This window comes from Capnocytophaga sp. oral taxon 332 str. F0381, assembly GCF_000318275.2.
Lineage (GTDB): Bacteria > Bacteroidota > Bacteroidia > Flavobacteriales > Flavobacteriaceae > Capnocytophaga > Capnocytophaga bilenii.
Window position 1 is genome coordinate 79,315 of sequence record NZ_KB291294.1, and the last position, 7,815, is coordinate 87,129.

A 7,815-nucleotide genomic window follows, 5' to 3' on the forward strand; every position below is an offset into this window, starting at 1 on the left:
AAAAATATTCGTAATATATAAATAATAGTATCGATGTACAGATTAGCAATTATCATTTACTTCCTATGCGTAGGAAGTGTATTGGCGCAGGGGTACTGGCAGCCGCTTGACGGTAGCGCACGGCGTACCAACAACAATAGTCCACAAGCAGAAGGCTATTACTACTATTCTCTTGATAAAAAGCTCTTTGGGAAAGCTTTACACGACCGAAGCTCCCAGCGTGGCGAGTATATCAGCGTGCAACTGCCTAACGGCAAAGGCGAATTTGAGGTGTTTCAGGTAAAGAAAGTACAAGTGCTTTCCCCCGAAATGGCTGCCAAGTATCCTAAAATTGAATCCTATGCAGGCTATTCGGCTACCAACCCCACCAAAGAGGTGAGCTTTACCTATTCACCCGCAGGCTTAACTGTGATGTTTAGCGATGATTTAGACTTCTCATTTGTGCAAGCCGATGACAAAAAAGGCAAACGCTATAAGGCTTACAACCGCTCGGCTGCACAAGAGGCAATGCGCTTCACTTGTAACACTACAACCCAAGGTGGCGCTGCAATAAACACTCACGAAGACAACGATGGGCTCACTCAGCGTTCCCACACAGCACGTAACGACTATAGTTCGGGTAACAAGTTGCGAAAAATACGTATCGCTATTGCTACTACCCACAACTATACCCAACGCTTCGGCACAAAGGCTGCTACATTGGCACAGTTAGTATCGGCAGTGCAACGCGTAAACCAAGTGTATAGACGACAAATGTCTATAGAATTTCAGTTGGTATCGGGTGAAAATATAATCATTGATAACAAATCAGACGATGTGTTTGAGGGAAGGCTTAATATGTATTGGACAGGGAAGCCTCTGCAAGACTTTTTGGATACAAAAGTGGGCTCTGCCAACTACGATGTAGGGCACGTTTTTGACAATACAACCAGAGCCAATGGTAATGCAGGCTGCATAGGCTGTATATGCGAGGCTGGCAAAAAAGGTGGTGGTTTCTCTGCGGGTGATGTGAGCGTGGGGCAAGATTTAGATAGATTTGATATCGACTTCTTTGCGCACGAGTTAGGACACCAAATGGGTGCTAACCACGTGCATAACCTCAATGGAGAAAGATCGGGAGTGCAAGTAGAACCTGGTAGTGGCTCTACTATTATGGGCTATGCTGGTATATCAGGAGCCGATGATGTGCAACCTCGCTCGGATGCTTACTTCAACCACGTAAACGTAAAGCAAATTATGGAGCATATGAAAACACGCCCTTGCCTTACGGTTACTCCCCTAAGCAACACCCCTCCCGAAATAGGCGATTTGCCTGAATATACTATCCCTAATGGTACAGCTTATTTGCTAAAAGCTACCGCTACCGATACCGATAACGATGACCTTTACTACACTTGGGAGCAAGAAGACGATGCTAATGGCTCTATTAGCTATGAAGTGTTCTCATCAGTTAATAAAAAAGGACCTTTAACACGTGCTATACCACCTACTCGTTCCAACGAGCGTTATGTACCTCGCTTCTCTCAAATATTAGAAGGCAAGCTCACCCAGCGCAACCCTACTAATCGTAGTTCGTGGGAAACAGTAGCTACTGTAAAACGTTCAATGAAATGGGCTTTCGTGGTTTCCGATAGAAAATTTGGAGGCGACCGTGCCGACCGCGATACCGACCAAACCGCTGGTAGCACCGTTTACAGCACTACAACTATAAACGTAGCCGAAGCAGGTCCCTTCGAAATTACTTCTCAGAAAAAAGATGCTTATTGGTTCTTCGGTACTACCCAAACCATTACTTGGAACGTAGCCGATACCGATAAGGCTCCCATAAACACCCAAAGTGTTACTATCTACTTTGCTTTAGATGGTCAAAACTTCAATAAAACAATTGCCGAAAATATCCCTAATACAGGTTCTTATACCTTTACAGTTACTAGTACATTGGCTACTCGGCAAGGTAGAATAATGATTAAGCCTGTAGGAAATATTTACTTGGCAGTAAACCAAGGTGAAAAGGTAATCGTGAAGATAGATGAAGATTCCGATGGTGATGGCTTATTAGATAGCCAAGACAATTGTATCTTTGTTGCCAATCCCAACCAAGCCGACCGCGATGATGATGGTATAGGCGATGCGTGCGATGACGACCGCGATGGTGATGGCGTGCCCAACGCCAACGATAACTGCCCTGATACCGCTAATGCCGACCAATTGGATACCGATGGTGATGGTATAGGCGATGTATGCGACCCCGATATTGATAATGATGGTGTCCCTAATAACCTAGATAACTGTCCTAAAGTTGCAAATTCAGGTCAAGAAGATGCTAACCACGATGGTATTGGCGATGTATGTAGTGATGACCGCGATAATGACGGTATCAAAAATAACAACGATAACTGCCCCGATAAATTTAACCCCAACCAGTCTGATATAGACGGAGATGGTACAGGTGATGAATGCGACTCCGATATGGATAACGATGGCGTGCTCAATGTACAAGATAATTGCCCTAAAGTATCCAACTCTGCCCAAACAGATACTGACGGAGATGGTATAGGCGATGCTTGTGATGACGATGATGACGGTGATGGAGTCTTAGACGCGAATGACAATTGCCCTACAGTAGTCAATCCAGACCAAGCCGACCTTGATGGTGACGGCATAGGCGATGTTTGTGATGACGATATGGATGGTGATGGTATCCCTAACGACCAAGATAACTGCCCTCGCACTCCTAATACAGACCAAGCCGACACCGATAAAGATGGTATAGGCGATGCCTGCGACCCCGATATTGATGGTGATGGAGTAGCTAATGCACAAGACGATACCCCTAATGAGGTAGTACTTATCCCTAATGCCTTTACCCCTAATGGTGATGGTATCAATGATAGATTGTACATTCGCCGTGTATCGTTCTACCCCAATAACAACCTGAAAATATATAATGGTAACCAACAGTTAGTGTATGAAAAGAGTGGTTATAATAGTCAGAATGAAAATGAAGGTTGGGACGGTATAGGTATTGACGGTAAGAAAGTGCCACAAGGTAGCTATTACTACAAATTTACTATAGCTGGTAAAACTACCCTCGAAGGTTGGATATATATTAATTATTAACCCCATATAAAATGAAGAAAATATTATTATTATCAGTAACAATGTGCTATGCGTGGCTTGCCAAAGCCCAAGAAACTAACTATGTGTTTTATCACCAATTGCAAAACGTGGTGAATCCTGCAGCTGCAGGTGCCGAGAACGGGCATACTTTCTTGCTTAACCTTCGCAATCACTTGCAGGGTTCTGATAACCACCAATTGCAATCCTTTAACACCACCCACCGCATTACCAATAATGTAAAACTCGGTGCTCAGGTAGTAAATCAAAAAGTGTTTGTGCAACGTCAAACTGCTATCTATGCCGATTTTGCTTATGGTCTTGCTATTGATAGTGTATCTACACTGCAATTGGGGCTAAAAGCTGGGGGCGACCTATTTAATATTGACGGTACCCGTTTTAGAACTTTCAACCCTCAAAACGACCCTTATTTGCAAGGCGTTTCAGGAAAGTTCCAGCCCAATGTAGGGGTAGGGGTCTATTACCAAGCTCACAAATGGTATGCAGGCTTATCAGTGCCTAATTTATTGGCTTCCGATAAAACTAAGGTAGAAAACGAGGTAGTAACTTCCGTTTCATCTCAAATGGTGTTCTATGCTCAAGGAGGGTATTACTATACACTCACCCCCGATTTTACCTTGCGCCCCAGTTTGCAAGCTTCAATTACCCAAGGCGGAGAGGCACAAGCTAATATCACTGCAGCGCTATTGTACCGCAATGTGTTAGATGCAGGGCTTACTTATCGCAGTCTCAATACGATGAATATTTATGCGTTATTCAATATCCCTAAATATTACGTATCAGTGGGTTATGGGTTTGAAACCGTCTTCCAAGAAGGACTTAACGCCAAATTGAAGAATACACACGAATTTGTTCTGAAAGTTACTTTTTAACAAAGAAGACCAATAACAAAGCTGCCCAGAAAGTCGCAAGACCTTCTGGGCAGCTTTTATTATACACACTTTGTCAAACTTTCAGAGTTTGACAAAGTTAATTACTCTGATAATCAATCACTTTTATTCACATTGTAGGGGCGATTGGCAAATCCCCCGCTGGCGCGAGCTTGTAGCTCGTGCCCCCAAGTCCTACCTGTCCCATCAATTCAAAATTCAGAATTCAGAATTCAAAATTCAGAATGATAATCAATCGCCCTCACAAAACAAAACTTTTCGGACAGCCCCTTTTATGATTCTAAACAATTACGCTTTACGTTGTCGTTTAGCTTCAAATATAAGTACGGCAGCCGCTACCGATACATTCATAGAGTCTATTACACCCTCCATAGGAATAATGATATTCTGAGTGCTTTGCTGCAGCCATTCATCAGTAAGCCCTTCATCTTCAGTGCCTACTACTATAGCGGTACGTCCTTTGAGTGATACTTCGTAATAAGGCTTCGATGCCGTAAGTGCCGCACAATAACTATTGATGTGCTTTGTTTGCAAAAAGTTTAGCACTTCGGCAGTAGTGCCCATCGCTATTGGCACGGTAAATACACACCCCACACTAGAACGTATAATATTAGGGTTATAAAGGTCGGTTTTGGGGTTAGCGATAATAACACCATCTATATGAGCCGCATCAGCGGTACGCAATAGGGCACCTATATTCCCCGGTTTTTCGGGGGCTTCGGCTACCAATAGCAGCAAATCCTCCTTGTCGGCTATAAAACCCTCTAAATTGTGACTTTTAGTACGTGCTACCGCTATAATCCCCTCGGTTGAGGAACGATAACTGAGCTTGGCATACACCTCTTTGCCGATAGCAATTACCTCAGTAGCCTTATGATATGTAGTTAGCAGCTCTTGTAAGACACTTTCACTTAGCAATTCGGGCTGATAGAGTATCGCCTCTAGCTGGTAGCCACCTCGTATAGCCAATTGTACCTCGCGCAAGCCCTCAATTACGCATAATCCTTCTTTTTTACGCACTCGCGACTTCTCGGCAAGCTGCAGCAACTTCTTTACAAAAGGGTTCTGCGCACTAATGATTTCCTTCATTTTATTTTTCTATCAGTGTTACACACTGCATCAGTTCAGGTTTATTTTTAGTATAAACGTTTAGCCATTCTTTGAGTTCTTCTACCTCATAAGGCAATAGTGAATTAACGGCTTTTTTAAGCTCTCTGTAGAACAAGTTGGGATCAAAACTTACTTTTGAAAGAATCAACTTGGTATATTCAATCATAGGTCGTTTCATAATACTTACTTTTTAAATTTCTACTGTACAAATGTACATCTTTCTTTTTTAAAAAGCAAATATATTCTGTTAAAATTTCCGTTAATTATTGTAGGTTGAGGTCGTATTCCATACGCGCTTGTATACCCCGCTGATTGCTAATGCGTTTCACTTGCTGGTAAATTTGGTAAGCAGGAGCCCCCATCTCTTGGCGCAAGTTTTCGCCCATTAGGCGCACCCCAAAACGCTTGAATACATCTTTGAAATCCATTTCAAATACAGGGTACGATATTGTTTTGTAGTCTTTTAGTCCGTTTTCTTTAGCAGCGTAGACAATTACATCGTTTAGGCTGCCTATTTCGTCCACCAAGCCTTTGGCAAGCGCCTCTTTGCCACTCCATACCCTGCCTTGTGCAATGCTATCTATTTGTTCAGCTGTTTTGCCACGCCCTTGTGCCACTCGGTCTAAGAATATGCTGTATATCTGCTCTATAGATTCGGTCATCTCTTTGCGAAACTGCTCCGTAGGTTTTTGAAAGCTGCTGTACAGTTGTGCATTGGGGTGGGTAGCTACAGTTTCAGCACTGATGCCCCAATTTTTAGCCAGCGTGCTCACATTGGGTATTACGCCAAATACCCCTATAGAGCCTGTAATAGTCCCCTCTTCGGCAAAAATCTTATCAGCAGCACAAGCAATGTAATAACCGCCCGAAGCCGCATAGTTCCCCATCGAAACGTATACGTTTTTCTTAGCCTTAGCCAAGCCAATTTCGCGATGTATCAGTTCCGAAGCAAACGCATCACCACCAGGCGAGTTGATACGCAACACGATAGCCTTTACTTCCTCATTATCAGTAGCTTTTCGCAGTGCCTCAATAATAGTTTCATCGCCAATAACGCCCGAGTGTCCTTGTCCCTGCATAATTTCACCATCGGCATAAATTACCGCTATTAGATCTTTTTTCTTGCTTGTGTCGGGTTTTATTACCGCTTCGGCATAATCTTCTATGGCAATAAAATTGACGTCTTTAATATCTTCTTCACCCACCTTTTCGCAGATAATTTTTTCAAACTCATCGCGGTATAGCAAGCTATCTACCAAGCCGTTTTGTTGTGCCAAAACAGCCGTTCTACCCCCCAATTGGGTAGTGATTTCATTCACTTTTTCTACGGTCATTCCTCTGCTTTCGGCAATACCTGTAGCCAATACGTCCCACATTGCTTTCAGCAGCTCGGTAGTTTGCAAGCGGTTATTGTCACTCATTTGGTTTTCCAAGAAAGGTTCTACCGCACTTTTGTATTTGCCGTGACGGATAACTTCCATTTTCACCCCCGTTTTTTCTTGCAAATCTTTAAAAAATAAGATTTCAGAAGAGAGACCACGCAGGTTTACACTTCCCAGAGGGTTCAGATAAATCTTGTCGGCAACCGTTTGTAGGTAGTAATCCAGCTGAGAGATGTCGTTGCTATAAGCCAATACAAACTTACCCGAAGTTTTAAAGTCCTGCAAGGCTTTTCTCAGTTCTTGGGCAAAAGCCACGCCCCCAAGGTTACCTTCGCTTTTTAGGACGATGCCCTTGATATGTCTGTCGGTTTTAGCGTTTTTGATAGCTTTTAGCACAGAGTTAAGTCCGTTGTATTCTTCGTTAGTAATATCAAAGTCTTTGAAGAACACCCGTTCGCCGTAATCAACCAAAGGTTCACTTAGCGAGAGTTCTAATACCGAATTGTCTTCAATGCTAATGGTCTCTTTGCTACTGCCCATTACTGTGCCCGCCATTATAGAGATAAAGAGTAAGAAGAAGATAAAGCATACCGCTATAGCGATAAAAAAGCCTAATATAGAGGCTAATAAAGTTTTAAAGAAATTCATATATAATATATTACAGATTAAGTAAGGTTTTATGTGTTAAATAGTTAGTTTAAATTCTTCGGTAAAGTCCGAATAATCTTCTATTTTGAAAGCACGTATATCTCTTACAGATAGACAAAACCAACGTAAATTTTTTAGACTTTGTATAGCGCGAAAAAGCACCTTCAAATTTCCTTCAGTGGCATAGGTACTTCCTTGTATCCAGAAAAAACCATTTTCCTCTAAGACCTTTTTTACTTCTGCATAAGCATTGTTATAAGGGTCTTTGTAATGTTTTTTTAATTCAGAAATAATCAAGTCGAATGCTATAGCGTACATAATTCTAATGCTTCTAAAGATTTGAACATATCTTCTTTTTCAAAGAAAAGTTCCCCACTGTCAGTTTTTACATTGATAACAATTCCCACAAAAGGATTGTTATCTATTTGAGTGATAGTAGCTTCCACCCAGTCTGTTTTATTTGTTAGCTGCGGCGACACCCATACCCGTTGCCCTACTTTAAATTTACTTTTCATATTCTCAGCAAATCTTATTTTATTGGCGCAAAGGTAGTAAAATTTAGCAAATAAACAAATTCGGAGCGAGCCCCACAGGCTTTTATCTATCCCTTATCTTTGTCATATCCTGAAATAGGTTTACACTAAAAA

7 protein-coding genes are annotated in these 7,815 nt (G+C 42.1%); 2 read left to right on the forward strand and 5 right to left on the reverse strand.

From position 1 onward, the window contains the following. The first annotated feature begins 33 nt into the window (after positions 1-33). Together HMPREF9075_RS04900 and HMPREF9075_RS04905 are read left to right on the forward strand one after the other, a co-directional pair. Entirely contained in the window at positions 34-3,120 is a 3,087-nt protein-coding gene (locus HMPREF9075_RS04900; RefSeq protein WP_009751372.1) for a thrombospondin type 3 repeat-containing protein, read from the forward strand. Between the two features lie 11 nt (positions 3,121-3,131). Then, positions 3,132-4,010, forward strand: coding sequence for a PorP/SprF family type IX secretion system membrane protein (locus HMPREF9075_RS04905; protein WP_009751373.1), 879 nt, complete (start codon positions 3,132-3,134; stop codon positions 4,008-4,010). A 306-nt stretch (positions 4,011-4,316) separates the two neighbouring features. Here the strand turns inward: HMPREF9075_RS04905 and HMPREF9075_RS04910 are convergent, their stop codons facing one another. The 5 genes from HMPREF9075_RS04910 to HMPREF9075_RS04930 form a co-directional block, all read right to left on the reverse strand. Next, positions 4,317-5,117 (reverse strand): RNA methyltransferase, encoded by an 801-nt coding sequence (locus HMPREF9075_RS04910; protein WP_009751374.1) that lies wholly within the window; start codon positions 5,115-5,117, stop codon positions 4,317-4,319. Between the two features lies 1 nt (position 5,118). Then, positions 5,119-5,316 carry a hypothetical protein gene (locus HMPREF9075_RS04915; protein WP_009751375.1) on the reverse strand — a complete coding sequence of 66 codons (198 nt, stop codon included), beginning with the start codon at positions 5,314-5,316 and terminating at the stop codon, positions 5,119-5,121. Positions 5,317-5,401: 85 nt separating this feature from the next. Further along, positions 5,402-7,168, reverse strand: a complete 1,767-nt coding sequence (sppA, locus tag HMPREF9075_RS04920) for a signal peptide peptidase SppA (protein WP_034556869.1) — start codon at positions 7,166-7,168, stop codon at positions 5,402-5,404. A 36-nt stretch (positions 7,169-7,204) separates the two neighbouring features. Continuing rightward, the gene (locus HMPREF9075_RS04925; RefSeq protein WP_009751378.1) at positions 7,205-7,486 is read right to left on the reverse strand and encodes a virulence protein; all 282 of its coding nucleotides are present in this window, start codon (positions 7,484-7,486) and stop codon (positions 7,205-7,207) included. Further along, the gene (locus tag HMPREF9075_RS04930; protein ID WP_009751379.1) at positions 7,474-7,683 is read right to left on the reverse strand and encodes a hypothetical protein; all 210 of its coding nucleotides are present in this window, start codon (positions 7,681-7,683) and stop codon (positions 7,474-7,476) included. Before HMPREF9075_RS04930 ends, HMPREF9075_RS04925 begins: the two co-directional genes overlap by 13 nt. Between the last annotated feature and the right edge of the window lie 132 nt (positions 7,684-7,815).

Bases quoted from the DNA above. Each gene is read 5' to 3' on its own strand.
- HMPREF9075_RS04910 (WP_009751374.1), bottom strand. From the start codon at position 5,117: ATGAAGGAAATCATTAGTGCGCAGAACCCTTTTGTAAAGAAGTTGCTG.
- HMPREF9075_RS04900 (WP_009751372.1), top strand. From the start codon at position 34: ATGTACAGATTAGCAATTATCATTTACTTCCTATGCGTAGGAAGTGTA.
- HMPREF9075_RS04930 (WP_009751379.1), bottom strand. From the start codon at position 7,683: ATGAAAAGTAAATTTAAAGTAGGGCAACGGGTATGGGTGTCGCCGCAG.
- HMPREF9075_RS04915 (WP_009751375.1), bottom strand. From the start codon at position 5,316: ATGAAACGACCTATGATTGAATATACCAAGTTGATTCTTTCAAAAGTA.
- HMPREF9075_RS04905 (WP_009751373.1), top strand. From the start codon at position 3,132: ATGAAGAAAATATTATTATTATCAGTAACAATGTGCTATGCGTGGCTT.
- HMPREF9075_RS04925 (WP_009751378.1), bottom strand. From the start codon at position 7,486: ATGTACGCTATAGCATTCGACTTGATTATTTCTGAATTAAAAAAACAT.
- sppA (WP_034556869.1), bottom strand. From the start codon at position 7,168: ATGAATTTCTTTAAAACTTTATTAGCCTCTATATTAGGCTTTTTTATC.